Here is a 26,505-nt window from a genome sequence, read left to right on the forward strand (position 1 = left end):
TTTCACACCCTTACAAAAATTTAAACATAAATAATAATTTTTTATTTATATGCTACTCGTAATTATTTCATCTGTTTTTCATTCTATATTGATGAAATGAAGATAGCCTCACAAAAAATGTAACGAGCAATACTCTACTAAAGTAACCTTTTTCCATTGGTAGCGATATAAAAAAGTAAGTATACATTACCACGTAATTAAATATAAGTAAATAAAATTAATTTACAGTTAATTTTATTTACTTATATTAACTTCAAACCTTCCCGTCTCGCTCTATCCATTGCACAGTCTTTTCCACATCTAACTCCGTATACGTCTTTTCTCCATATCGGACAGACTCATATATCGGAATAATATCCCTCGTTCTACAAATTCTGCTTAACCATTGTTGCATCGTTTCATAGGACCTTCTCTGTTCGTGAAATGGTAAAGTTCTTTCCCATTCAACTAATGTTTTCCTTATCGTATCTTTAGGTAACGGCTGTTCAAACTGATGCATCACTTTCTTGTTCTTTTCGGTTCTATCCGTATTTTCTTTTGTTATCGATTGTTTATCCTGTTCTATTTCTGATTTCGTTACCTTTTTCCTCATTAATTTATAAACAGCATATAAAATGACCACTGCAATAATTACATAAAAAATGACACTAATCCATGAATTTGAAAGAACAGAAAACACATCAGTCCATGAATTTTTTCGTACAAAAAGTGGAATTTCCCTATCTATTTTCGTTCTTGTATCTACAACTCCTGTTTCTTCATCTATAATTCTTTCAGGTTCATCAAACTGTGCGTCTACACTAGTAAAATCATAATTTCTTTCTGATATTATCTCCGTCTTACTAGAAAAAAGCCCTTTTACTATGTCTTGTACATACACAACACCTTGTGATAACGTTATCGCACTAATCGCAAAGAAAAGTATGATTAAAGTTCTTACACCCCATAACTTCACTTTCATATGTCGCTTTTTATTCGCCATGACATAAGCCCCTTCTTATTCTTTCATTACAATCCATTTATTCGTTCTACTGTATTTCTTTGGTGAAGTACCAATAATTAAAGGAAACGCATCCAGTTCCTTTCGACGAAAGCCTGCTGTGTAAAAATAAGAAGAAGATACAGGCGTATCTTGGTCTGATATCGAGGCAAGTACCCTTAATACATTTTGCAAGTGTTTCCGATTATCCCCATTTTTTATATGTAGCAAACCGTTATCTTTTACACTATTGATCCATACTTCAAATGAACAGTTTTGCATAAGCAGTTGTTTACATACGCCTGCCGTTAATTCAATTAGTTCCTCTGTATCATTTCTCAAAGAAATACCACTTTTGTTTTGCAAGTTTAGATAAATCGCGTATTTATCTGATTGCGTTCGCTCATACTTTTTCGCAGTTATCGTCCCTGTTTTCGCTGTTGCACTCCAGTGGATGGAACGAAAATCTTCATTTTCATAAGACTTCACTCCCATTACTTTCGTTTCATCATATAAGGGTGAAGACATCGCTTTTCGAAATCCTCGTGACCATTCTTGTAATTCAGGGACTTGCATTTTTGGAACAGCTGGTAAAACTAAATAGGACGGCGTATCGACTTGTTTATATGTTATATGATTCGTTATAAATCCAAAAGGATCCGTAATAACAATTTCAACTTCTTCCCATTTCGCAATTCCTCTTTTTAACGCTACAGCTTGTAAATGAAATGAAGCTGACTCTCCTCCTTTTAAATTAAAATTCATATAATAATTTGAACCTGTATTCGTATTTTTGTTTATTTCATCATGATTCCAAGTTAGCTTGTTTTCACATTTAAATCGAAATACGATATTGAAAATAGGAAATATCGACTTATTTGAAATTTTCATTTTGCACATATTCGTTTCACCTATAAAAACGTTTGAATTCCCTTGGCTATATTCCCATTCAACACGAGATACTTTACGTATGTATACATGCATAGCACCTATTAAAATTACATACAAAAATACGAGAGATAAAAACAGTAGATTGCTTGAAAATACGCATAAAATAACAGCTACAACTGACATAACTCCCATTACGAAAGGCTCCGCTAATGGTGTATACACAAGCTGTTGATTCATCGTATATTCTCCACTGGTACATTAATCGTATGAAGAATTTCTCTCATGATTTGTTCTTTCGTCGTTTTCATCTCCCCTTCAATCGTTAACGTTAAACGATGAGCACAAACGGATGCAGCAAGCGTCTTAATATCATCTGGCGTACAGTAATCTCTTTCATTTAATATAGCCCTTGCTTGAATCGCTCTCATAAATGCCAACGTCCCCCGCGGACTTACACCAATTTCAATTAGCTCATGCGTGCGTGTTGCCTCAATAATTTCAAGAAGATAATCTTGCACATCATTTCCTACTAACACTTCTCTTGCACGTTTTTGCATCATAATAATTTCTTCACTTGAAATAATAGAGTGTAACGTTTCTAACGGATCATTCATTTGAAACCGATTCATCATTTCCTTTTCAGCTTCTCTCGTAGGATAACCTTGTCGAATCGTAAGTAAAAATCGGTCTAATTGAGCATCAGGTAAAGGAAATGTACCCGCAGATTCAAGAGGATTTTGCGTTGCAATTACTAAAAAAGGTTCTGGTAATGAATGCGTCTGTTTTGCAATTGTAACAGTACGCTCTTCCATAACTTCGAGTAACGAAGATTGTGTTCTCGGTACAGCCCGATTAATTTCATCCACTAATACTATATTTGCAAAAATAGGACCTAACCTCGTTTTAAAATCCGATTCCTTCACATTAAAATATTCAAGACCAATAACATCTCCGGGCAAAGTATCCGCTGTAAATTGTATTCTTTGAAATTTTGCGTCCACGCTTTTAGCCAAACTTTTCGCTAGTGTTGTTTTTCCTGTCCCCGGTACATCTTCTAATAAAATATGTCCTTTTGCTATTAGAGCAATGGCTGCAAGTTCTATGGATTCATCTTTTCCTATAATAACTTTCGAAATATTATTAGTGATTTTCTTTAATGTGTTCATCTATTTATCCCCCCATTTTCTTTTGTTCTGAAAATTAAGAATTATTATTTTCCAAATTATAACACATTACGGTAAAAGTAAATATATTCCTGTCAAAATAAAAAAGATGACCTTAGCACTATAAGCTAAAGTCATCTTTCTCATTATTTTACTAACTCTCCATTATAAGCTTTTATATCAAGAGGAGCAGTTAACAACTGTTTTACTTTGCTAACGAAAGATGTGAAGTGTTCACTCGTATTATGACTCGCAACTGCTACTTCATCTTTCCATACTTCTACCATCGTATACACATTTTCTTTTTCTACATCTTTATAAAGATCATAAGATACATTTCCACTTTCTTCTCTTGAACCATGAAGTAATGGTTGAACTTCTTCTAAAAATGTTTGTTGTTTCGCTGGATCTACTTGAAATGTTGCGTGAATAATAATCATGGTGTTTCCCCTCTCATATTTCACTTATTTCTTTTGAAATTACTTCCACTCTGCAACTTTTTCAATTGGAAGACGTACTGATTGGTAACCACTGTCAGCAGCTTTTCCGACTGAAATTAACATTACTGGTACGTAACGTTCTTTATCTAATCCGAACGCTTCAGCGATTTGGTCTTTTTCAAAACCACCAATTGGACAAGTATCATAACCGTGAGCACGAGCTGCTAGCATAAATTGCATTGCTACAAGACCACCGTCAATAAGTACAGTATCTTTCATTACTTCTGGTGTAACCATTGAGAAGTAAGCTGAAAGTTTTTTCATCTGGTCTTCTTTTACTTCTGCTGGCATGAAACCGCGCTCTACTGCTGTACCGTAGATTTCTTCTGCGTTATCAAAGTTGTTTAAATCACCAAATAAAGCAATCATTGCTGAAGAAGTTTCTACTTGAGATTGATTAAATTTCGCAAGTGGTGCAAGTGTTGCTTTCGCTTCGTCACTTTCAATCACAAGGAATCTCCATGGTTGCATGTTTACTGAAGATGGCGCAAGTGTTGCTTCTGTAAGAATTTCTGTCATTTCTTCTTTACTAATTTTCACTGAAGGATCGTACTTACGAATGGAACGACGTCCTGTTAAAATTTCGTTAAAATCATTTGTTTTTACTGAGTTAGTCATAGTTGTATTCTCCCTTTTTTATAATTCTTTTATATTTTCTTGAATGTGATTTAACATATTTAAAAGATTATCGCGTTCTTCTTCACTTAATCCTTTAAATGCCGATGCTGCAAAACGTTCTTTTTCCTCTTGAAACGCTTGAATTTTATTTCGTCCCTCTTCAGTTAGAGAAACTAACGTAATTCTGTTATCATCTGGATTTTTACGTCTTACAATCATTTCATTAGCCTCAAGCTGCTTTAAATGCCTCGTAATCGCCGCATTATCAATATTCACTTCTTGCTGAAGTGCTTTTTGACTAATTTCACCTACTTCATATAACTGAAGTATAAGCTCTAAACGAGATTGGCTCATACCTGTACACCCTTCAAACTTCGAACTTACTTCTTTATTTAGAAAGTGTAATTTATATAAAATAATCGCTTCTTTTGAGCATGAACTTGTCAAATTACCCCTCCTTTACATCCAATTAAAAAACATTTGATATATCAATAGTTGATACGTCAATTAATATAATCTATATCGATTAAGAATGCAAGCATTTTGTTTTCATTTTATTTTTTCCAAATTAAGGCGCTTTGTAGCGTTACAAAAAATGTAAATTACATTATAATAGTAATAATTTAAATGACTGGAGAGTGATTGTAATGCGGCAATACACAAATAGAAATGAGGAAATGAAAATGGAAAATGAAATGAGGATATTGATATATGACAACAATAAATATAGGGATTGTCGCGCATGTAGACGCTGGCAAGACGAGTTTGACTGAACGTATTCTTTATGAAACGAATGTGATTAAAGAAATTGGCCGAGTTGATGGCGGAAGTACGCAAACAGACTCAATGGAATTAGAAAGGCAGCGCGGAATTACGATTAAAGCATCCGTCGTTTCTTTCCTTATTGATGACTTAAAAGTAAATGTCATCGATACACCGGGACACGCTGATTTTATCGCTGAAGTGGAGCGATCATTCCGCGTTTTAGACGGTGCGATTTTAGTTATTTCTGCCGTTGAAGGTGTGCAAGCACAAACGAAGATTTTAATGCGAACGTTACAGAAACTAAACATACCGACTATTTTATTTGTAAATAAAATTGATCGTCGTGGTGCAAATAGTGAAAAAGTTGTAAAGCAAATAAAAACGATTCTTTCAAATGAAGCATTCCCCTTTTACTCTGTCCTAAACGAAGGAACAAAGGAAGCTCGTATTATTGAATATAAATCATATGATGATTGTATAGAACGATTAGCACCATATAATGAATCGTTACTTGAGTCATATGTAAATAACGAAATCGTAACGGACACAATGTTAAGAGAAGAACTCATTAAACAAATAGCGCAAGCAAATGTGTATCCGATTTTCTTCGGTTCCGCAATGACGGGTATAGGAGTATCTGAACTACTTGAAAATATTTCAACCTTACTTCCAGCTCATAATCTGTCTCAAGACGAAAAATTGTCCGGTATTGTTTTTAAAATTGAACGTGAACCTTCTGGAGAAAAGATTGCATATGTAAGAGTTTTTTCTGGTAACTTACACGTTAGAAAACATGTTGATATACAGCGCGATCAGTCTCTACCACATAAGGAAAAGATTAAAAAAATGTGCATGTTTCATAATGGAGATGCTGTTCAAACTTCTACCGTTCCTAGCGGAGAATTTTGCAAAGTGTGGGGACTAAGTGATATTAAAATTGGTGATATTATCGGTGAACGAACTGATTATATAAAAGATATTCACTTTGCCGAACCACAAATGGAAGCTGCCATCGATGCAGTACCTAAAGAACGAATTCATGATTTATACACTGCTCTTATGGAACTATGTGAAGAAGATCCACTCATTAAAGTGTGGAAAGATGATGTTCATAATGAACTATACATTCGCCTTTTCGGTCAAGTACAAAAAGAAGTAATTGAAACGACTCTTTTTGAGAAATATAATTTGCAGGTTACTTTTTCAAATACGCGAGTTGTATGTATTGAGAAGCCAATTGGCATTGGGATTTCCGTTGAAGTAATGGGCGAAAAAACGAATCCATTTTACGCAACAGTTGGATTCAAAGTCGAACGTGGTGAACTTAATTCTGGCATAACATATACATTAGGCGTTGAACTTGGCTCACTACCTTTAGCATTTCATAAAGCGATTGAAGATACTGTATTTCAAACGTTAAAACAAGGTTTATACGGTTGGGAAGTTACGGATATTTCTGTCACGTTAACGCATACAGGTTATGCTAGTCCTGTTACAACAGCGAGTGACTTTAGAAACTTAACACCACTCGTATTAATGGATGCTTTAAAGAAAGCTGAAACATATGTATATGAACCAGTAAATGAGTTTGAATTAACTGTACCGGAGCACGCAATTAGTACCGCAATGTATAAGCTCACTGCCGTTCCAGCAACTTTTGCAGAGCCTATATTCAATAACAATTCTTATCAGTTAACAGGATCATTACCTGTTGCGAAAACAGAGAGTTTCAAACGAATACTACATTCATTTACAGAAGGAGAAGGCATATTTACAACGCAGCCAGCTGGTTTCACAAAGCTTACAGCTCCCTTCCCTACTCGAAAACGTGTTGATTATAATCCGCTGAACCGGAAAGATTATTTACTTCATGTGTTGAAGGCTTATTAAAGTAAAAGAGGTGCAATTCGCACCTCTTTTTGCATGTATTGATAAGTTAGTTTTTCCTAACAACTTCTTTAAGCTTTTCTATTACTTTCACTATCGCTTCAATTGAATTTTCTGTTTCAAATTCTCCAACATTTAAAGAATGGTTTGCATTTTTAACAACATCGATTGTTAAATTCGTTTTATATAACTGCTTAACTTGATCTGCATTATATTGATGATCTTTATCCCCAATAACTAAAAGCCCTTCGTGTTGACTATGTAAAATGGAGTCGAAAATAGATTCAAATGTTAGTAAAGGTGTAAGTAGTATCATTTTTGACTGTAAAAACTCTTCTCTCTTCATTACATCATTTGCAATCGGAATTGTCCCGAGTGACTTCCCTAAAAACATAGTCTCGTTGTATTGCTCATCTTTTAATACTTCATTTATTATAGGATAAATATCATCCATCATTACTTTCGTTAGTTCTTCTATTGGTTTATTCATTACTTGTTCGTCGTAAGAGTAATGAATATGTACAACATCAATTTTATGTTCAAGCATAAGCATCGTCGCGTAATAAAATAACGGCTTATCGTAATTGTATCCTGAACCTGAAAACATAAAGCAAACCGTACTAGAACCTTTTTCGATATGTGTGTAACGAATTGCTTTGTCGTTTATATGCACCTCTTTTTTAGTCCCCTTCACCGTTTTCTCCTCCGAATACGTTTATTTTTGTAACACGATATGTTCTGTATGAACTGCGATACCCTTTATTTTCTCTTTTATAAATGCTGGCTGTAAGTTATATGCATGTAACTCTTCTACCGGCACCCACTTAAATAGATATGTTCCATCCTCTTCTTCCAAAATATATTGATTCGCTCCATTCGCGGGTAATTCATGCAATTCTACTTCGTAATAAAAACTAATCTCATGAAACTTCCGTCCAGAAAGTGTAAAGAAATTTTCTACTGACCATATTAATCTCATTCCTTTAATAGGAACAGCTAGTTCTTCTGCAAGCTCACGTTTTAATGCGTCTTCACTATTTTCTAGCATTTTCACTCTTCCGCCTGGTACATACCAATAATCTTCCCCTTTGTTTTGAAGAACAAGTATTTTATTATCCTGTTTACAAATTGCTCCGACGCGGTAGTTAAAACATGTTTTCTCAACTTTGAACGTAAGATCCATCTGTAATGCCCCCTTATATATTAAATATCGAATTATTAAAAAACGATTATGTATGTACAAATAAGATTACTAAATTTGCCCATTTCATTCAATCATTTTCGAATTTTCCAAATCCTCATTTTCATCATTACAAGTGTATATGCATATGTTACAATCACATTGCACACTAGAAAAACATGATGGGGGTACGGATGGAAACGTTATTAATCCAGCAAACTGAGAAATCAAATAAGTTTTGGAAAATCGTTGTGAAAGAAAAGGACTATGTTGTGTTTTACGGAAAAATTGGCACAGCTGGCAGTGTGAAAGCGAAAGAGTTTGAAACAGAAGAAGAATGTATGAAAGAAGCTAATAAACTAGTTGCTTCCAAACGTAAAAAAGGATATATAGACCCTATTCAAGGGGAAGATTACATAAAAGAAAAGACGATAACCGAAGAAGAATTTTGGGAACTACTTCATCGTGCAAAAACGAAAGGTGAGGACCAAGAAGAACAAATAGAATGGCTTACTTCCCACCTTGCTAAACGTACAGTACATGAAATTGTTGCTTTTGATACGCATATGCATCGTATTTTGAAAGATTCCTATACCTCCCGTTTATGGGCAGCCACTTATATTATTATGGGTGGCTGTTCAGATGATACTTTTGATTACTTCCGTGGATGGTTATTATATCAAGGAAAAGAGACATACGAAGCTTGTATTGAAGATCCAGAACGATTAATTCCTGTATTAGAAAATTTGAGTGAGTATGACGTTCCAGAAATAGAAGAACTTTCTTTATATTTCGGTTTCACTGTATATGCAGAAAAAACTGGTGACGAAGATGATACTTACTTTACACTTTTCCATGTCTTATCTAATGAAGAATTCGACGATGTAGATTTTGAATTTGACTGGGATGAAGACGATGAAGAAGGTTTAAAAAAGATGTTTCCTAAACTATGGGAGATGTACGGAGAAGAACCGATTGAGTGGTAGATTCATATTAGGACTCTGTTTAATCAATAAACAGAGTCCTTTTTTCACAAGATTCGTATTTAAACTCTCTTTATTTCATACCACTTATCCAATAACATTTTTTCTCTTTCCCTTGAAATACCTGCTTTTAATTCCCATTCGTCTGTGCTCTTCATCCACTCATACACGTCTGTAACTGTCTCTTCTATTCTTCTAAAAGTAAGCCCTTCTTTCACAGCATTCTCGACACTAATAGAAAACCCGCCTTTCCACGGCTTCGTCTCACCATCTAATGGAAAAGTTTCCGGAATCCATAAAGGCATTTCTGTCCACGGCTGCACATTATGTTCACTCATAAACGATTCGTCTACCCAAACGAATTCAGCATCACTATGCGTAACCTTTTTACACGTATTTAATAGTTCTTCTATCGTCAAATCATAATTTGGACCTGTTACATTGAATATACCTGCATTTTTGTTTTCTGCCATGTTTAGTCCCCAATTTGCGACGTCTTTTATATCAACTATCTGCACTGGACGGTCTTTTCTTCCTGGAACTAACACCTTACCTCCTTTTGCTACACGCTGAATCCAGTATGGAAGTCGATCTGTATAATCGAACATTCCTGAAAGAAGTCCTGCTCTTACGTGTAAAACACGCCGAGGCCAATACTCCTCTGCTTCTTTTTCACATAATACTTTCAGCGCACCGTAATACTCATAAGGAGATACTTCACCATTCTCTACAGCCTTTATTTGCTCTTCCGTCGGTTCAGGTTGTAATATATAGTCTTCTTTTATATGATGTGGAATCCAATCTTTATATACGGAAAGGCTTGAGATGAATATATAGTGTTCAATATTATCTGTAAGCACTTCTCCAACATTTCTAATGTGATGTGGAGAAAACCCACACGTATCCACGACAACATCCCATTTTCGATTTTCTAAGCTTGATACACCACCATTTCTGTCACCGATTAACTGCTCCACTTCAGGAAAGAGTTCTTTGTTTGTTCCGCGGTTAAATAATGTAACTTCATGCCCTCTGTTCAAAGCCTCTTCTACAAATGCTCTGCCTAAAAATCGTGTACCACCTAGTATTAGAATTTTCATGGTTCTCCCCCATTCATCATTAAAAATCCTTTCTTTTGTTAAACGATTTTCTATCATAAAAAGTTACGGGGGATTTTTTATTTTAATCCTACAAATAAAAAGAATCCGTCTTGAAAAATTAATCAATACGGATTCTTAAATTAGATATAATTGTTAAATTACTAACTCCGCACAACTTCCCCATCAACTAACTCAATAATTCTATTACACTTATTCGCTACTTCCATATCATGCGTTACAATAATAATTGTTCGTCCTTCTTCATTCAGTTGTAACAGTAGATTCATAATTTCTTCTCCTGTTTTTCTATCTAAATTTCCAGTCGGTTCATCCGCCAAAATTAATTCTGGTTCACCTACTAACGCTCTTGCAATTGCGACGCGCTGCTGTTGTCCACCTGATAGCTCGTCGGGTGTTTTATACATATGTTCTTTTAATCCTACTTTATCTAAATAGAACTTCGCCTTATTTTCTCTTTCCCGTTGCTTTAGCTTTCTATATGTGAGTGGTAGCACTACATTATCCAGTACAGTATGTTCTTTTAACAATGCAAAATATTGAAAAATAAATCCAATCATTTCATTTCTTGTTTTATGAACTTTATTTGCTCTAATTTCAGTTAATGATTTTCCATTTAACGTATATTCACCCGCATTTGGCATATCAATTAACCCGATAACATTTAGTAATGTACTCTTCCCTGAGCCTGATCGCCCCATTACCGCTATAATTTCGCCCTTATATATCGTTAAGCTTATACCGTTTAACGCGAACGTATTATGGTTCTTGTTACTATACACCTTTTTAATATCTTTTAGCACAATCAAACTCATTATTCCATTCCTCCTATTAATGTTTTCGGTTCGAGCTTTCTAATAAATAAGAAGACAATGAGATTTGAAATAATGATGATCACTAGTAAGAATAGGAATACAAATAATAAAATAGGCATATTTAAATTTATTTCGCGTACGGACGCCGTATCAAAGTCCTTCGAAACTTGTAGATGATTCTCGTATCTCCATAAAAAGTAAACTATCGATAAAAACATACCAACTATCGCAATACATATGTTTTCTAATACAATTTGAATGAGCATCCCAAACTTACTTTCTCCAAGGACCATCTTAATACCAAATTCCCTCTTTCTCATTATGATGGAAACAATTGTCGTTACGACCATTCCCGCTATTATAAATAAAATAAATAGACTTCCTACTATAAGATCGATATTTTCCGTATCCATACTACTAGTAACGGCTTCATTTATTTCTTCTCCTAAATTTTTTAAGTATAACGTAACGTCGCTTCCCTTCAGTTGAATCATTTCTTGTAGTTTGTTTATATCTGCGTCTCTTTTTAAATTCATAATTGTACTTTGATGTAATCTTGAAAACATTATTTCATAGTTTTCATACCTATCAATTGGCATGGGTGATAACATAGCCTTGTCTAATTTCTGGTATATACTCACTCCGTTACCATCTATAATAAATTTATTTTCCGGTAAAAATCCAATAATCATATATTGATTATTGATTGTATCCCCTATTTGAAAATATTTCTTAAAGTAAGGACCTACCAAAACATTCGTTTTCTCTTCACTATTTTTGTGGAAGTCTCGATACGAAAAGCCTGCTCCAGTTTTTATGGGTATATTCAGTAATTTATAATAATCTTCATCTATTGTAATTATACGAATAGTAGGATTTTTATCGCGAAAAGTTTTGTTTTTCAATTCTTCTAACATACTTTCTTGGAGCGGTCGATTGCTGGATTCTAGTTCGATTATGCTCTCTTCGTATGTACCATACGAAATCACATCTTTATTTTGCTGCATTTTTTTATAAATTTCTTCGACTTGTCCTTTATTAAATTGATCTGCCTTCAACCTATCAGTAGTCATCCCATCATAAGTGATGAAATATGTACTTTCTAAATCTAGCAACGAGTTGGAACTGTTTTCAAGATAGTGAAAATTACAAAGCATATTAATGGAAAGGGTTATTGCTGCTAATCCGAACGTGAATTGTATTAAGAGAAAAATAGAAATGAGCAATCTATTTTTCAGGGCCATAAGAGCACTTTTTAGTCTCATCTTATTTACTCCTTTAACCCTTTAGCAGGTTCAATTTTAAGTATTTTGAAAAATGGTATTACAGCGGTGATGAACGAAATAAACAAGGAAATTACTACACTCATCACAACTTTAAAAACATCTATATGAATAGTAAAACCCATTACATGCACTATGCTTTTATTCATTGTACTTAAAATCCATTGCATACATATCGCACAAATAGCTGCAACGATTGCGCATATGAATAATTGGCTAAATATGAATACAAATAAATTCAAATTGCTTGCTCCCAACGTTTTCCTTAAGGAAATACTCTTCTTCTTCGTGTAAATCCAAAAATAACTCGCAATTATACAGTTCATTACAGCAATAAAAAGTAGATTGTACGGAAGAGTAAGTTGTGCTCTCATAGCTTTATTCGAGCTTTTTTCGTTCTCATAATTCTCCTTTTCATTTATCACTTTCACATTCGTATCAATTCTATTTTGCTTAATATACCGAATAAATGTATCTATTTCTTGTTTAGGATTTTCGTTAGACCTTACTATCATTTCAAATGTATTTTCATTTTGCATACGTCGTTTTATCTCATCAGGCATGTCACTTAAGCCGACAAAAACATTGGAATTATATGCGTATCCAGTATTCGCAGCGCTCACGCCTTTAACTCTATACTCTCTACTAAACAGTTTTATTGTTTCAGATTCTTTATAAATTCTCTTTCCAGCAATTACACTATTTTCTTCCCCATCTTCCATACGAGAACCTTTTATTAAAGGCGGAGACCAATTTTTATTTATAAGACCAACCATCGTTACTTCACCTATGCCGGGGATTCCCATTCTCATATTATTTGTAATAACACTTGAGTTCTTAAAACTAGTTCCTGTTACCTCTTGAATTGCTTTGAAATCCAATTCCCCAAAGCTAGTAAGCTGAACAGTATAGTAATATTTAAAATAACCATTTTTGTACTCATAAAATTTTTCATCGTAATAATCTCGAATCGACATCGCTATAAGTATGGGCAGAATTGTTAAAGTAAATCCGATAAATAACATAATGAATATTTTTCTGTTCACTGCTATTTCTTTTAATATTAGATTCATATACCCTCCAAACGTCAAAAAGGTAAATACCCTTTTTGACAAATTCCATATAAACGCTGTACTTATCAAAAAAACTTAAAATATTATTCTATTTCCTTAAGCCATCAAGAAATGCACATTAACTTTTAATTCGCCCCTTTCTTTAAAATGTTTTTAGTATGCGGATTCATTATACATAGAAAAATAAAGATTAAAATAAATAAATCAAAACCTTAACATTTTTTACACTATATTTATTTTTCGGTTAACTTAATGACATTAAGTTATTTTCCCATCTCCCTTTCATGTAAAATGCCATATATAAAGGCGGTATGAAATCTCATACCGCCTTATATCTTAAATTTAATTGTTTTGTATGTAAGGAAGAATATATTTCACAATCAATTCCCATCTATCCCCTGCATTCGGTATAATTTCAGAAGCAATCACCACTACCAATTCCTTCTCTGGAATACAACAAATCATATTCCCACCATCACCCATTGCACAGTATGAAAAGATTCCATCTTCTTCTCGTAACCACCATAAGTAACCATATTGATTTTGGTTCATTGTTGTCGATTCTTTTATCCAGGATTTTGATAGAATTTGTTTTCCATTATGAATACCTTCATTCAAATACATCTGTCCAAACTTAGCCATATCTTTAACTGTTAACGTTAGTCCCCAGCCGCCTGTCGAAATACCATTTGGATCATGAACCCATCCTTTTACATCTTTTCCGAATAAGTCATCAAATCCAAACGCTTTCATATTGTAGTTTGGAATTTCTCTCATGTCGAGTGGCTGAAATAGCTGTTCATTCGCAAATTCACGCGCACTTTTTCCTGTTGCACTCGTGATAATTGCTGATAGTACATGCGCTCCTGCAGATGAATATTTAAAAGTTCCAATCTCTCCGCCGTTCCCCATTCTATGAAGTGTATACTGTACCCAGTCTGGTTGTGTACATAATTCTTCTAACGGTTCCTGCCAGTCTACAAAAGGATATGGAGCTGTCATTGTAAGTAAGTGTCGCACTGTTATTTCAGATTCCTTACGTTTATATTCAGGAAAAAACTCTATTACTTTTTGATCAACGCTTTTTATATAGCCTTTATCTATACATATCCCAATTAGGACCGAGATTATCGTTTTTGTGACTGACGCTACATGAAATGCATCATCTGGACCATGCCCGTTATAATAGTTTTCAAAAATAACATTACCTTTCTGCACTACTAACATACCATTCATGTTTTTATATTCTTCTTGTATAATCTGATCTAACTTTTCAGCAGTTTTCATTATTCCTTCCCCTTTAACCTATAATTAAAAAGGTTCGATAGGTACATATATATCAACTATATGTTTATTTTCTGGGTGCTGCCTTGGGTCATTTTTATACATTTCAAAAGGATACGCATCTCTCGGTTTATATCCGCTATTTGGTAGCCATTCACCGTATAAAAAATCCCATGCTCCTTTATATTCATCTTGTTGTATTTCAAAATGACTTACCGCATACTTTCCAGAAGGTATTACCATTATTCCAATGTTGCTCGTTTCTACTGCGGATTCATCCGGAATTGTTATACATAAACTAGTCCTTAACTGATAGTCCTCTGTAAATTCATGATTATCGTGGTAAATGGTTAATACTTTCGTATCCTCAAATACATGATAGTTTTGCTCAACTGCGTAATGAAATAGTTTCTCTATCATTTTTGAAAAAGCTATAGTTAACTCTTCATATGTACCTGTATGTCTTATGTATGCGACGTTTATATCATCCACTGTTACAATTTCAACATTCCCTCGAACCTTCTTACATTCATTGTATTGAGAAGTTCTTCTTACGTCTTTGCAATTCTTGCTATTATAGTTTCGATATTGAGACGGGCTTACTCCGTAATAATTTTTAAATGTACGGGAGAAAACTGCCGAATCTGTGAAACCAAAATGGTAAGCGATGTCAGTAATCGTCATATCCGAACGGTATGTAAGAAGGTTTGTTGCCCTTTCCAGTTTCAATCGGTTTACATACCGAGATAATGGTTCATCTACTATCCCTTTAAAAATTCTATGAAAATGATACTTTGAAAATCCTGCTACATCGGCTAGTTCTTCAATAGATAGTGAACTATCTATGTTTGATTCTATATAATCTTGAACCTTATGTATGCGTCTTACATACTCATATCTACTTTGTTTATTCTCCATACTTGTTATCTCCTCACAACAAAAAGGCTAACTTTGTGCTAGCCTACTTTTACACATGTTTCAAAAATAAAACTCTACTCCCGCCGTTCCCATCATAATTTGTATGTACCGATACACCCTCTACCTCATCATCCCCAGCCTCAATTCGAAAACCGATTTCTTGATGAAACTGTATCGATTTTTTATTAACTGGTGACGTAATTGCTTTTACAACTTTACGATTATTTGCACGTGCGACATCAAAGAAATACGAATACAATGTCGATGCAATTCCTCTTCTTCTATACTTCGGATTTACCCCGATAAAATGAACGTACGCTTCCTCTTTATGCGTTTGCGAAAAGAATCCGCATAAGAAACCTAACGTTTCGCCATCTTCTTCAATGATAAAACTCGTTTCTTGAAAGTGAACGAAAAACAATTTTGGCAACATAGCAGCCATGTCTCTCCCGCCCCACCAATCATTTAAAACAGAATGAATCTTTACATAATCTTCCCCTTGGATGTTTCTTACTCGCATACGTTTCTCCCTCTCACTCACTTCATTTTTTCATAAATTTTAATGACTGTTTCTACTAAAAGGATAAATACCCATATCCCGCAAAATACAAGAACTGACTGAAATATAGAACCTAACATAACAATACTTATTAAACCTAATTCCGATCCCGAAATAGATATTTCATCAAACCCAAGATTATATATAAATGGACCAGTTGAAAAAGCCATTAAAATTGATCCTATTAAATAAATCACACTCATTATTTTTAATATTTTTATAGAAAGATATGAAGTTTGTTTTTCTTCCACTTGTGATAATTCGATTTCCCCACTCGCAATTCCTTTTTGCAAACAGTCTTCACATAAAAATTCTTCCTTAATTTTTTTACCACCGTGCAATGTACCTGTAATTTCTTTACAGCGAGTACACTTTCGATTTATCATTTTGTTATCACTCCAATCTATTAAGATTGTACTTATATAATTCTAACCTTACCTTATTATTCCTTTTATGTATTTTATAGAGAGGTGACGTGTTTTATGATATCTAAACTTACTTTTGGTTATAAAAAGCCTACTGAGCAATATGTATTACGCCCTAGTTGTTATGCAATTATTTTTAACTCTACTTCTTCAAACATTGCTATTATCCAAAAAGGAGACCGTTATTTTTTACCTGGTGGCGGTATGGAAGGTACCGAAACAAAAGATGAATGCTTACATCGTGAACTACTAGAGGAATTAGGATGGGCAATTGAAATTAATCAATATATCGGTAATGCAATGCGATATTTTTATGCGGAAAAAGAAGATACTTATTATTTAAACGATGGGTTCTTTTATATTGCGAACATGGTGCAGAAACGAACTGGAAACTGTGAGGAGGATCATGTTTTAAGGTGGATGTCCCCTTTACATGCTGTAGAGCTTCTCATTCACGATCATCAAAAATGGGCGGTTGAACAAGCGCTTTTAATACGAAATAAAAAAGGTTCTCCTTCTATATGAAAGAGATCCTTTTTACTGTTAGCTTACCTTTTTCAAATTGAGAGCTGGCTTTTTGATTCCACCTTTTTTTACAACATATAGACCCACAAAGATAATAAGTCCGCCAACCAGTTGCATTATATTGATTTGCTCTCCTATTGTTACTGCCGCAAAAATAACTGCGAACAACGGTACAAGATACATATAAACCATTACTTTCGTTGAGCCTATTTGACTAATACCGACATACCACATTGCAAGTCCGAAGATGGTCGCAAAGACAATTGAATATGCTAGTGATCCCCAGCTTGGCGTATCTACTGGCCACGTTAATGTATTTACGTTGAATAAACAATATATAACGAGAGGTACAATTCCAATTAAAGTAGACCAAGATGTGACTCTCATTGCGGAGTATTTTGTAATAAGAGGTTGTGCTAATATTGGATACCATCCCCAAGCAATTGCTGCGACTAATCCAATTACATTTCCAAGCCACGCATACTCGTAAGTAGCTCCTCCTGTATGTCCTGTTAATAAAACGAATGCTGCACCAATAAACGCTACTATTGAACCAATTTGTACTTTCATCGAAAAACGTTCTTGTTTGTGTAATACTGCTAATATCCCTGTAAATATAGGTGACATCGCAATTAATAATGAGGCGTTCGTTGCTGAAGTATATTTCACAGATAGCATAAACATCGTTTGATACATTGTCGTTCCAACGATGCCGACTGCTACTAATCGTAGCCAATCTTTTCTTTCAATACGTAATGAGCGTTCCATCATAAAAGTAATAAGTAATAATACCGGTGATGCTACTAAAAATCGTAAACTATTAAATTGAATGGATGACATAAATGCCACACCATACTTTCCTATTGTATAATTTGCTCCCCATACTAATGCAACTGATACTAGGAGCCATTCCATTTGCCATCGTTTCATCCGAATCTCCCCTTCCCTATTTAGCATAGTAAAATTGGCTGGATAAAACACCGTCCAATTGGCTGTTTTTTTACCCAGCCAATTTGCTATACTGGATGTATATAAGAGATACGGAGGCGTTTTTTATGGAATGGAAGCTAGATAGTGACAGTAAAATCCCTATTTATCAGCAAGTTATTGACTTTATTGAAAAACGTATTACATACGGAGAACTTCCTCCAGGTAGCTTCCTACCTTCCGAACGGAAATTAGCTACGCAGTTAAATGTAAACCGAAGTACAGTAACGACTGCTTATAATGAACTACGTGCTATGGGAATTGTAGAAAGTACGACTGGTAAAGGAACACGCGTGAGTACACATATGTGGGGTGTTTCTCCAACATTAACGCCGAACTGGAGAAATTTCGTAGAAGGCGGTACGTTCTTACCAAACTTGCCGTTACTTCGCCATATTCGGGCAGAAGTACAACAAAATGAAAACATTATTGATTTTGCAAACGGAGAACTCGGTTGTAATCTTTATCCTCACGATCAACTACAAACGATTTTACGGGAACAACCGTTAACACATTCATTAAGTTACGATCATCCGCAAGGCTATCTCCCGCTTAGACAAGCGGTAGTAAAATATATGAAAGAACATTTAAAAGTTGAAGCGACTGAGCAATCCATAATGATTACATCTGGTGCACAGCAAGCACTTCACCTTATCGTACAATGTTTATTAAATCCGGGTGATGCTGTTGCTTTCGAAAGTCCTTCACACTGTTATTCCTTACCTTTATTCCAATCAGCGGGTATTCGTATTTTCCCATTACCTGTTGATGAACACGGTATTAATCCAGATGATGTGCAAGAGCTATATCGAAAGCATCGTATTAAAATGATTTTTTTAAATCCAAACTTCCAAAATCCTACGGGCACAATGCTGCATCCAAATCGTAGAAAAAAACTACTATCCCTTTGTGCAGACTTACGTATTGCGATTGTGGAAGATGATCCGTCTAGTTTACTTACGCTTGAAAAGAAACAACCTTGCCCTACTTTAAAATCAATAGATGAAAATGGAACTGTCATCTATGTACATTCCTTATCAAAAATGATTGCACCAGGTTTACGAGTCGGCTGGCTCGTCGCTCCGCAATCGGTAGTAGAAAGGTTATCCGACGCAAGGCACCAAATGGAATTAGGTATGAGCATTTTCCCGCAGTGGCTTATGCAGCAGTTTTTCGAAACTGTGCCATTTCAGTCGCATATCGTACCGTTACGAAAACAGCTAGCAGAAAAAAGAGACGTTATCGTTCGAGCCCTAAACGAGAAACTTCATGATAAAATCTCTTTTTCAAACCCGACTGGTGGTATTTATATATGGGGAAAATTAAAAGAACCGATCAACGAAAAACAACTCATTATGCAAAGCTTAAAACAAGAAATTGCTTTTATGCCCGGTAGTATTTTCGGTGCGAAAGATGGTTATATACGTTTATCTTATGGAAAAGTGAATATTGATCAAATTGAGGAAGGTATTTCTCGTTTGCGGGAGGCTATTTTGGTTTGTGGAAAATAAGTAGTATCCTTGCATATCATCAATATAATTTAATTCATTTTTAACTAAGTACATAAACTAAAAAACACTTTAGTTTATGTACTTGTATTGGTTCATTTTTTTATTTCAATAAAATATGTATCATAAGATTCTTTCAAAGTATAGCCTAGCTTTTTTGCTAGTTCAACAGATTCAGAATTTGCTCCATCCCAACTAGGATATTTTCCTCTATCTAAACAATCTAATATAATTGCAGATGCTACAATCATAGCTAAACCTTTTCTTCTATGTTCAGGATGACTCGCAATTTCAATCTCGATACCATCATTAAATATACTGAATGATGTTGCAGCAGAAACAACTTGTCCTTTATTTAAAATGGCGTACCCTACGCCCCTATCAATAAAATCATCGATTGAATCAAACTGACTAGTAAAATCTTCTGAGAGTGCATGAAATGAAGATGACTTTGCTATATCTTTATCAATTTTTTTCATTTCGTAATTTTGAGGTAATGTAGACAATATATCCCGTATGTATTCTTTATCTAAATCGCCGGGGTTTTTATTAAATCTAAACCTTTGAAACTTCTCAATTGATCCTTTGTGAACAGTCTCTATCCGTTTTTTCCATTCATCCGAATCAACAATGGCAAGAGTAAAATCAGGTAGATTATATAATAATTCTTCCGCCTCTTCTGCGTTTGGATTCCCGGCATAAAACACAAAAATTCCTACAGTTATTTGAGCAACAGTTGGATTTTCGAGATTGTCTACCCACGCATTTCCCATATGCCCTTGGAGATAGGAAAGTACAATCGTGCTATCGAAATCATCAAACATCTCAACTAACTTTTGCCTTACATTGTTATCTGCTTTATAAATCATTCAATTCCCCATTTCTGAAAATTATTATTATTACACCAATTGTATATTAACATATATTTTTAAATACATACAATTTTTGTAAGTTAAAATACAAAATCCTCGTTTGACAAAACCTAAATCTACCATTATCATCAACACGAACCTAGTTATAGGAGTGATACCAATGAAAATCTATGTTGATGCAGATGCTTGTCCTGTAAAAGATGTAATTATTTTTGAAGCTACAAAGGCAGAAATTCCTGTTACCCTCGTTACAAGCTTTTCTCATTATTCTAATGCAGAGCAGCCAAAAGGCGTAGAAACAATTTATGTTGATTCTGGAGCAGATGCTGCGGATTACCGAATTATGCAGTTAGCCCAAAAAGAAGATTTAATCATAACACAAGATTACGGTCTTGCTTCGCTTGCTTTAGCAAAAGGTTGTATCGTACTACACCATAAAGGCTATAAGTATACGAATGATAACATTGAACAATTGTTACAAACACGATATTTAAGTGCAATGGTTCGAAAAAGTGGTAAACGTACAAAGGGACCGAAACCATTTACAGCAGAAGATAAAGAAAAATTTAGAGCGCTCTTTAAAAGTTTTATCGCACGTTAAAAATGAACCGTCTATTTGCAAGAAAAACTTCGTAAAATAAAGAAGAGAATATCCAAATGAACATTCTCTTCTTGGGGTTTACCCGTTTAAAATGAAGGTAAATTATCTAAGTTATTTTCTTTTATTCCATCAGGTTCGCTACGTATAATATCTCTGCCATACTTATGAAATACGTCCACATGAGCTAACTTCCCTGATTTTGCTTCACTAAGAGCAGTCATATAATCTAACTCTCTCCCGCTACTTGTTTTAAAAGCAATTAAATCCCCATCATCATTTTTACGAACTGCAACTATTTGTTCTGCTCCTGTATTAACTTCATGGTCTACTTCGAATTGAGCTTGTTCTTCTCCTTGATGTAAGTAATCATTATACACTTTTTCAAAATCTTTTTTGTCCATTAAACTCACCTCCAACACATTTTATTAGTATGGTTGGGAGGTAGTGGTTTTATGTGCTTTTTATGAACTTAACAAGACGATACTACTTCAAATAAATAATTCAAATTTATTTTAGAATCCTTCCTTGTCAATTTAAGCTAAATTTAAGTGTTTATATTTTCCTGAAAATATTATAATTTATTATATAGAATAGAAATATGAAACGGAGAATGATTAAGGTGAATATAGATATTAATCGTTTAACTGATATTTGTTTAGAGTATCAGCAATCTAGGTTTTATGTTACTAGAATCCCTAAAGATTTCTTATCAATTGCCCGAAAACGCTTTTCTATACCAACGGATGACCAAATTATTGCTTTTTTAAGTTGTAATTTATTTGGATCAGGAAAATATGGTGTTTACTTTACAAGTTCAGGTTTGTACTGGAAAAATTGGTTATTAGGTAAAGGAAATATGCAATGGGATCAATTAAATGAAGTGCGACAAATCGAAATTGATAAAGATGGTTTTTTATCTTTTGATGCACAAAAAAGCTTCAATATTAACGGAAGTGATTATCCACCACTATTATTTAAAGAATTACTTATGGCTCTTAAGAATTCATTTCAAAATTCAAAGCAAAATGATATACATCCAGCTATAAAAATTAATGAGATAAAATCAATCTGCTCTTTGTTTGAGACGCATAATGAATTATTAGAACCTGATAATGGATTATTTGTAGAAACTCATATTTCAGATAAAAAGTTAAAAGCAATTGAGGCACGATTCATCATTCCAATAGAAGAACAAATCATTGCTTTTTTAGATACATCTGTCCTTGGGAACATAGGGAAAGGATCTGATGGAGTATTAATTTGTCAGTCAGGTATATATTTTAGAGAAACCTTTGTACACTTATATTATCCCTGGCATATCTTTAGAAATATCCCTATTACTTTAGCTTCAGATGAATTTAAAATTGGAAAAAGAAATATTTTTCATCTTCAACATGCTAGAATGCCTAGTGAAGAGATTCTATTATTCATCAAGAATATAAAACAGTATGTGAATAGTTTATATGAAGAACATCCGGAATTACATATTTAATACATTTATTATTATATATAAGCTTGTGTATGGTTAAGTCTAAAATTTCAATTCAACTAAAAAACCGATTATATTTGTAGCGGATTCTACAAATATAATCGGTTTTTTAATCTTGTTCTTTTCTTACATATACATTTATAATACATCCAGTGATAAACTATCTATTCCTCTTTTTTAATACCTACGCAATCCCCTCAAAGTCTCCAATATATCATCTGTAAAGGCTGTGCTACCCTCTGTCTCTAAAACTCTAAAATATAAACTTCTTAAGAAAGCTCTAATATTTTGTACTAAAATATCATACTGAGGATGCGGGATGTCTTCAACAATTGCTATACTATGTAACCAGTTGCTCCACTCTTCTTCTGTTAAAAGATTTTGATTACGTAACGACATAATTGGCGTTACTAATCTCTCATCCTCAAAGTGTATGTAAACATAGTCATTTAGGCGAACTTTCTGACGAACAGCTGCAAGAATCGCATATGAAAACTCACGATTTTGTATTGTACGTGCTAACGCATCGAGCGCATCCGCTGCATGTGCAGTAGAGTGTGCCCATCCTTTTCCTTCTACATAACCTCTTACATCTTCTTCTAAATATACATATTCCAGCACTTGTTCTGCTACACTGTACAGTTGTTCTTCAGATAGCAACGGTTCTCTTTCATGAACAGATAAAATAAGTGGTGGAATTAATACAGAGAATGCACGTTTAAAAACAGAGTCTGTTCCCTTTTCACCAATTTTATAAAATAAATAATCAGGACTAATTGCTTGTAGCATTAATCCCCGTAATTCTTTTTGTCTAAATACATCATTTGTAATCCATGTGTGAAGCGTACTATAAATTAAATCATCACGTAATTCAGCATCAGGTGATCCGATATAATCTAGCATCCACTGCGCATATGGATATGCATCTACGTCTTCTGGTACAGCATAATTATTATTTTTAATTTGTAGTAGTTCTTCTTTTAATTCTAGTACTTCATTCATTCTATTTTTCTCCCCTTTTTGCGTTTCTTATTGCCTTATCCCCCGTTTTTCACTTTCTAAAGCTAATATAATTATACGAGAATTATAACTATTAATAAAAGGCTATACATATACTTTTGATTGTGTATTTCTTCCGCTAATTCGTTTGCAAATGTTGTTTTTCCTGATGCTGTAATACCGCTTACTCCAACTCTTATTGGGTGAGTTAAGTTTAATTTTAAAATATGATCTACAATTTCTTTAATTTGTTGTTTTCGGTTCATGATATTTCCCCCTCCGTTTAGTTTACATAACAAAATTATAATTAACTTTCTATGTCACTATTTGTCGAATCGTCGATATCCTATGTCGAATCGTCGATAAATCGAAAAAATCGTTGATATATTTTAAGTTACGATAGATATATTTGAAAAATCGTTGATATATTTTGATTAGCTTACTTCCCCTTAAACCCTCGATATAAAGCAGTCCGTAATTCTTGTTTGTATTCTTCAATTTCTGGCATATCGAGCTCTTCTGCCAGCCTGATAGCTAATTCAATATCGTACGGTACACGTACAAGTTGGATGGAAAAACTTGCTGCTTCTTTTTCATTGTAAGTTCCTTCGAATATTAAATAGGAAGCTTGTGTAATTTCAAGCGGATTTCCTACGCTACCAGCATTACATAACGTTTTCCCTCTGAAATTTTGAACGAATGCTTGGTGAACGTCACCCTAGCAAACGACATCTGGTTTTCTTTCTCCTTCTATATTCTCCGTGAGCTCACTGTTTTCGAACATACTAATACGCTCTTCTCTTGAAGCGTGTGGTTGTATTCTTTCATATAAACTTCTCGGTGAAGCGTGAAACATTCGAATGAGTTTTCCACTCATATAAAACTCGATTGAAAATGGCAAGCTTCTTAAATAGTCATTTTGTTCTTCCGATAGTTGTTTTTGATGCCATTTTAATGCTTCAAATTCAGTCGGCTTTGTAATAAAATCATCCCAGTTTCCCATTACGACTACTTCACATTCTTTACGAATGATTTCAATTACTTCGCTAGAATGAGGACCTTTCCCTACTAAATCTCCAAGACAAATTATGCGTTTGATTCCTCTCAATTTAATGTCTTGTAGTACAGATTCTAAAGCTGGAATATTACCATGTATATCTGAAATTACTGCTATTTTTTCCATATAAATTCCTCCGTTATTTATTAAATTCACTTGATTGATACCATTTTGGAATATAGGATGAAAATTGATTATGATCTTCTAAAATTTGGTTCAATCTTTCCTTCATATTATCTACTAAATGCGGCGTGCTTCGGTTTGTCCATACGATATCAGCTGGGAATGTCATTGCTGCATATAATGAGTACAGTTTCCAAAAATGAAGTGATGGTTCCCCTCCGCAATAACCATGGACTTGTCCAACCGCAAATGGTTTGCTTATTCTTGTAGTAAAAATCGCTACGTTATAAAAATCGTGTATAGGATCGCCAAAATCATATCCACCAAAATCGATAACGATAAATTCCTTATTATGAATCATACTATTTGCTGGATGGAAGTCATCGTGTAAAAATGTGATTGGACGATTTTTTAATAAGTCTTTATGATTTTCTACAAAGGTTAATACTGGCTTCAAATCTATAAAATTCACTTCGTAATTTGCTAATGCCTCTATGTATCTTTCGTATTTATTCCATCTAGATGTTTTCCATTTATTACTTGCACTTTCTTTTTCTATCGAGTGAATCCTCTTTAATACTTCTCCTGCTTTTCTTCCTGCATGATACTGTTCTTCCGCCGATAGCTTCCTTAAACCTTCTTGACCATTTACACCTTGGGCCCATTCAAATACTTGAACACATTTATTTAATTCCTCAAGTTTTATGAAATGAATTAACTTAGGCGTTGGAATATGTAATGACTCTAATTGTTTCATATACGTATATTCTTCTTGTTTACGTTTAAAATGAACTGCATCACATACTTTTACAAAATATGTTACTTTGTTTTCTAATTCTATTTTATATTTCTCTTCATGTGAGAAACCTTTTGAAATAGCTGTACACTTTATAATACGAGGCCATTCTAGTTTTCTCTCTATCTCTCTAAGTATTTCTTCCAAAGCGTTCACCTCTATCAATATATGTACAAACTACCTAACACTTCATACTCTCGTTTATTTTCCCCTTTAAATTCTACTGCAAATGGATATTCGCCATGATTCTTCAAATATTCTAGTACTAGCCCTTTCCCAATTGGTTCACAAAACTGTACTTGAATGTCACCAAACGATACACTTTGACACTCCGCATTCCATTCTTCATTTTTCATGACTGGAGTTGCAGTTAGCTCCATGACTGCTTTCCATTTCCGTACTGTTTCTCGAACATTTTTTACTGCGTAATGGATTGTTTCAATTTGTTGTACTTTGTTTTTATGTTCCGTGATTGTTCCAATGTTACGTAAATCTTTTCTTCTTTCTTCATCTGTTTCATTCCACTGTATAAAGAAAGGTAATTTCGGCCCGTTCTCTTCTTGCTTTACAAATAACATTTTCCATTCTAAAAGGCGGCCATCTTTTCTCATACGTTTCCCTTCAAATGGTCCTATTGTTTGTAAACCGTATTTACTAAACTTATCTGCTAATTCTTCAATGGTATCTGTTCGAATTGCGATTTGCAGCATCCCATCGCCATCTTGTAATTTCACTACCGTTTCTTGTACTAACGGATTTTCTGCTTCTTTCGCTTTTTCTTCATGTTGAACTGCTAAAAATTCTATGTATGATAAATCAAAATAACTTAAACTATTCCAAGTACCCCAAGTAGTATGCTCTCCGCCTAGTACAGTATGAAATCCAAGTGCCTGCATTTGTTTTACCGCTTCCTCCGGTGTGCCATGAACTGCGTGAACGAGATGATCAAATCGTAACATGTCTTTCTCCCCTTTCTCTCCATCCTTTTATTGTATATTTTATTTTTCTTTCATTCAATTCAAAAAACTTTAAAACCCAGTTGATTTATACGATTAATATGTATTATAATGAAACAAATTTCAATATTGCTGATTGGAAAAACCAAAG

Annotated in this window: 29 protein-coding genes and 1 pseudogene; 6 read left to right on the forward strand and 24 right to left on the reverse strand. The window is 34.1% G+C overall.

The window, feature by feature from the left end; all coding sequences use genetic code 11:
- Window positions 1-253: 253 nt before the first annotated feature.
- From PDQ40_RS07565 to PDQ40_RS07590, 6 genes are all read right to left on the reverse strand, one after another.
- Complete coding sequence (locus PDQ40_RS07565; protein WP_270691314.1) at window positions 254-982, reverse strand: signal peptidase II; 729 nt, start codon at window positions 980-982, stop codon at window positions 254-256.
- A 15-nt stretch (window positions 983-997) separates the two neighbouring features.
- Entirely contained in the window at window positions 998-2,107 is a 1,110-nt protein-coding gene (locus tag PDQ40_RS07570; RefSeq protein WP_270691315.1) for a DUF58 domain-containing protein, read from the reverse strand.
- On the reverse strand, window positions 2,104-3,036 hold the full coding sequence (locus tag PDQ40_RS07575; RefSeq protein WP_163258195.1) for an AAA family ATPase: 933 nt from the start codon (window positions 3,034-3,036) through the stop codon (window positions 2,104-2,106). Before PDQ40_RS07575 ends, PDQ40_RS07570 begins: the two co-directional genes overlap by 4 nt.
- Before the next feature lie 143 nt (window positions 3,037-3,179).
- On the reverse strand, window positions 3,180-3,473 hold the full coding sequence (locus tag PDQ40_RS07580; RefSeq protein ID WP_000583838.1) for a putative quinol monooxygenase: 294 nt from the start codon (window positions 3,471-3,473) through the stop codon (window positions 3,180-3,182).
- Window positions 3,474-3,512: 39 nt separating this feature from the next.
- The gene (locus PDQ40_RS07585; RefSeq protein WP_000185371.1) at window positions 3,513-4,151 is read right to left on the reverse strand and encodes a nitroreductase family protein; all 639 of its coding nucleotides are present in this window, start codon (window positions 4,149-4,151) and stop codon (window positions 3,513-3,515) included.
- Window positions 4,152-4,169: 18 nt separating this feature from the next.
- Window positions 4,170-4,598, reverse strand: coding sequence for a MarR family winged helix-turn-helix transcriptional regulator (locus tag PDQ40_RS07590; protein ID WP_000204172.1), 429 nt, complete (start codon window positions 4,596-4,598; stop codon window positions 4,170-4,172).
- Window positions 4,599-4,862: 264 nt separating this feature from the next.
- Here PDQ40_RS07590 and PDQ40_RS07595 point away from each other — a divergent pair, with 264 nt between their 5' ends.
- On the forward strand, window positions 4,863-6,806 hold the full coding sequence (locus PDQ40_RS07595) for a GTP-binding protein (RefSeq protein ID WP_270691316.1): 1,944 nt from the start codon (window positions 4,863-4,865) through the stop codon (window positions 6,804-6,806).
- A gap of 46 nt (window positions 6,807-6,852) precedes the next feature.
- On the opposite strand, the gene PDQ40_RS07600 is transcribed toward PDQ40_RS07595, so the two are convergent.
- Both PDQ40_RS07600 and PDQ40_RS07605 read right to left on the reverse strand, forming a co-directional pair.
- On the reverse strand, window positions 6,853-7,497 hold the full coding sequence (locus PDQ40_RS07600) for an alpha/beta family hydrolase (RefSeq protein WP_098947068.1): 645 nt from the start codon (window positions 7,495-7,497) through the stop codon (window positions 6,853-6,855).
- A 21-nt stretch (window positions 7,498-7,518) separates the two neighbouring features.
- Window positions 7,519-7,986, reverse strand: coding sequence for an NUDIX hydrolase (locus PDQ40_RS07605; RefSeq protein WP_098947069.1), 468 nt, complete (start codon window positions 7,984-7,986; stop codon window positions 7,519-7,521).
- 191 nt (window positions 7,987-8,177) lie between these two features.
- On the opposite strand from PDQ40_RS07605, the gene PDQ40_RS07610 reads away from it, so the two are divergent.
- Window positions 8,178-8,969, forward strand: a complete 792-nt coding sequence (locus PDQ40_RS07610; protein ID WP_098947070.1) for a DUF4240 domain-containing protein — start codon at window positions 8,178-8,180, stop codon at window positions 8,967-8,969.
- Between the two features lie 59 nt (window positions 8,970-9,028).
- Here the strand turns inward: PDQ40_RS07610 and PDQ40_RS07615 are convergent, their stop codons facing one another.
- The 8 genes from PDQ40_RS07615 to PDQ40_RS07650 all read right to left on the reverse strand — a co-directional run bounded on the left by PDQ40_RS07615 (window position 9,029) and on the right by PDQ40_RS07650 (window position 16,402).
- A complete protein-coding gene (locus PDQ40_RS07615; protein ID WP_257809661.1) occupies window positions 9,029-10,066 on the reverse strand; it encodes an SDR family oxidoreductase in 1,038 nt (345 codons plus the stop codon).
- Window positions 10,067-10,227: 161 nt separating this feature from the next.
- Window positions 10,228-10,899 carry an ABC transporter ATP-binding protein gene (locus tag PDQ40_RS07620; RefSeq protein WP_000053194.1) on the reverse strand — a complete coding sequence of 224 codons (672 nt, stop codon included), beginning with the start codon at window positions 10,897-10,899 and terminating at the stop codon, window positions 10,228-10,230.
- Window positions 10,899-12,164 (reverse strand): ABC transporter permease, encoded by a 1,266-nt coding sequence (locus PDQ40_RS07625; protein WP_001237488.1) that lies wholly within the window; start codon window positions 12,162-12,164, stop codon window positions 10,899-10,901. Before PDQ40_RS07625 ends, PDQ40_RS07620 begins: the two co-directional genes overlap by 1 nt.
- A 5-nt stretch (window positions 12,165-12,169) precedes the next feature.
- Window positions 12,170-13,255, reverse strand: a complete 1,086-nt coding sequence (locus PDQ40_RS07630; protein WP_001048979.1) for an ABC transporter permease — start codon at window positions 13,253-13,255, stop codon at window positions 12,170-12,172.
- A 342-nt stretch (window positions 13,256-13,597) separates the two neighbouring features.
- Window positions 13,598-14,542, reverse strand: a complete 945-nt coding sequence (locus tag PDQ40_RS07635; RefSeq protein ID WP_076856478.1) for a serine hydrolase domain-containing protein — start codon at window positions 14,540-14,542, stop codon at window positions 13,598-13,600.
- 24 nt (window positions 14,543-14,566) lie between these two features.
- Window positions 14,567-15,457, reverse strand: a complete 891-nt coding sequence (locus PDQ40_RS07640; RefSeq protein WP_270691317.1) for an AraC family transcriptional regulator — start codon at window positions 15,455-15,457, stop codon at window positions 14,567-14,569.
- Window positions 15,458-15,506: 49 nt separating this feature from the next.
- Entirely contained in the window at window positions 15,507-15,977 is a 471-nt protein-coding gene (locus tag PDQ40_RS07645) for a GNAT family N-acetyltransferase (RefSeq protein ID WP_001266048.1), read from the reverse strand.
- Between the two features lie 17 nt (window positions 15,978-15,994).
- Window positions 15,995-16,402, reverse strand: coding sequence for a DUF3980 domain-containing protein (locus PDQ40_RS07650; RefSeq protein WP_000610502.1), 408 nt, complete (start codon window positions 16,400-16,402; stop codon window positions 15,995-15,997).
- A gap of 96 nt (window positions 16,403-16,498) precedes the next feature.
- Here PDQ40_RS07650 and PDQ40_RS07655 point away from each other — a divergent pair, with 96 nt between their 5' ends.
- The gene (locus PDQ40_RS07655; RefSeq protein ID WP_270691318.1) at window positions 16,499-16,966 is read left to right on the forward strand and encodes an NUDIX hydrolase; all 468 of its coding nucleotides are present in this window, start codon (window positions 16,499-16,501) and stop codon (window positions 16,964-16,966) included.
- 18 nt (window positions 16,967-16,984) lie between these two features.
- Here PDQ40_RS07655 and PDQ40_RS07660 read toward each other — a convergent pair whose 3' ends face one another.
- Entirely contained in the window at window positions 16,985-17,896 is a 912-nt protein-coding gene (locus tag PDQ40_RS07660) for a DMT family transporter (protein WP_270691319.1), read from the reverse strand.
- 125 nt (window positions 17,897-18,021) lie between these two features.
- Here PDQ40_RS07660 and pdxR point away from each other — a divergent pair, with 125 nt between their 5' ends.
- Window positions 18,022-19,464, forward strand: coding sequence for a MocR-like pyridoxine biosynthesis transcription factor PdxR (pdxR, locus tag PDQ40_RS07665; protein ID WP_270691320.1), 1,443 nt, complete (start codon window positions 18,022-18,024; stop codon window positions 19,462-19,464).
- A gap of 92 nt (window positions 19,465-19,556) precedes the next feature.
- Here pdxR and PDQ40_RS07670 read toward each other — a convergent pair whose 3' ends face one another.
- Window positions 19,557-20,330, reverse strand: coding sequence for a GNAT family N-acetyltransferase (locus PDQ40_RS07670; protein WP_000639431.1), 774 nt, complete (start codon window positions 20,328-20,330; stop codon window positions 19,557-19,559).
- A gap of 163 nt (window positions 20,331-20,493) precedes the next feature.
- Here PDQ40_RS07670 and PDQ40_RS07675 point away from each other — a divergent pair, with 163 nt between their 5' ends.
- Window positions 20,494-20,934 carry a YaiI/YqxD family protein gene (locus PDQ40_RS07675; RefSeq protein ID WP_000708750.1) on the forward strand — a complete coding sequence of 147 codons (441 nt, stop codon included), beginning with the start codon at window positions 20,494-20,496 and terminating at the stop codon, window positions 20,932-20,934.
- A gap of 86 nt (window positions 20,935-21,020) precedes the next feature.
- On the opposite strand, the gene PDQ40_RS07680 is transcribed toward PDQ40_RS07675, so the two are convergent.
- The gene (locus tag PDQ40_RS07680; RefSeq protein WP_000358171.1) at window positions 21,021-21,335 is read right to left on the reverse strand and encodes a DUF3892 domain-containing protein; all 315 of its coding nucleotides are present in this window, start codon (window positions 21,333-21,335) and stop codon (window positions 21,021-21,023) included.
- A 218-nt stretch (window positions 21,336-21,553) separates the two neighbouring features.
- Between PDQ40_RS07680 and PDQ40_RS07685 the strand changes: the two genes are divergently transcribed.
- Window positions 21,554-22,426: a hypothetical protein gene (locus tag PDQ40_RS07685; protein WP_001017831.1), complete on the forward strand. Its 873-nt coding sequence runs from the start codon at window positions 21,554-21,556 to the stop codon at window positions 22,424-22,426.
- A gap of 174 nt (window positions 22,427-22,600) precedes the next feature.
- Here the strand turns inward: PDQ40_RS07685 and PDQ40_RS07690 are convergent, their stop codons facing one another.
- From PDQ40_RS07690 to PDQ40_RS07710, 5 genes and pseudogenes are all read right to left on the reverse strand, one after another.
- A complete protein-coding gene (locus PDQ40_RS07690) occupies window positions 22,601-23,425 on the reverse strand; it encodes a DUF2785 domain-containing protein (RefSeq protein WP_001006679.1) in 825 nt (274 codons plus the stop codon).
- A gap of 71 nt (window positions 23,426-23,496) precedes the next feature.
- Window positions 23,497-23,688, reverse strand: a complete 192-nt coding sequence (locus tag PDQ40_RS07695) for a hypothetical protein (RefSeq protein ID WP_002170216.1) — start codon at window positions 23,686-23,688, stop codon at window positions 23,497-23,499.
- Window positions 23,689-23,861: 173 nt separating this feature from the next.
- Window positions 23,862-24,605: pseudogene (locus PDQ40_RS07700) on the reverse strand (metallophosphoesterase family protein).
- A gap of 13 nt (window positions 24,606-24,618) precedes the next feature.
- A complete protein-coding gene (locus tag PDQ40_RS07705) occupies window positions 24,619-25,545 on the reverse strand; it encodes an aminoglycoside phosphotransferase family protein (protein ID WP_270691401.1) in 927 nt (308 codons plus the stop codon).
- A 14-nt stretch (window positions 25,546-25,559) separates the two neighbouring features.
- Window positions 25,560-26,357 (reverse strand): VOC family protein, encoded by a 798-nt coding sequence (locus tag PDQ40_RS07710; protein WP_074543695.1) that lies wholly within the window; start codon window positions 26,355-26,357, stop codon window positions 25,560-25,562.
- Window positions 26,358-26,505: the final 148 nt, after the last annotated feature.

Origin of the sequence: Bacillus cereus group sp. Bc061 (genome assembly GCF_027715825.1) — a bacterium.
GTDB classification, from domain to species: domain Bacteria; phylum Bacillota; class Bacilli; order Bacillales; family Bacillaceae_G; genus Bacillus_A; species Bacillus_A paranthracis.